Source organism: Stutzerimonas stutzeri (assembly GCF_000935215.1).
GTDB lineage: Bacteria > Pseudomonadota > Gammaproteobacteria > Pseudomonadales > Pseudomonadaceae > Stutzerimonas.
The window spans coordinates 1-260 of the sequence record NZ_JXXD01000246.1 but is presented as its reverse complement, the minus strand read 5'-3'; the positions used below and the strand labels follow the sequence as shown (position 1 = coordinate 260).

Sequence of the window (260 nt, the reverse complement as noted above, 5' to 3'; positions counted from 1 at the left end):
GCCTTTCCGTCATTGGCCCTATAGGTGAAAGTGGTCGTACCGTTCCAGTTCAGCTTCGGTGTGAAAGTAGCTCTGTCGCCGCTAATCGTTACCGTGCCGTGGGCATTGTTCGGCGCGTTCACAAGGCTGTAGGTAAGCGTATCGCCTTCGACATCATTAGCGACCAGCACCACAGTGCCGGCCGTGTCCTCTGCCGTGGTCAGAGTGCGATTGCTTGCCACAGGCGCATCGTTCACCGGCCGCACTGTGATGGTGATGGT

At 57.7% G+C, this 260-nt stretch carries 1 protein-coding gene; it reads right to left on the bottom strand.

What is annotated here, in order from left to right; genetic code table 11:
* Window positions 1-260: Ig-like domain-containing protein (locus tag LO50_RS24960; protein ID WP_044316260.1), on the bottom strand; the 260-nt coding region annotated here is incomplete at both ends.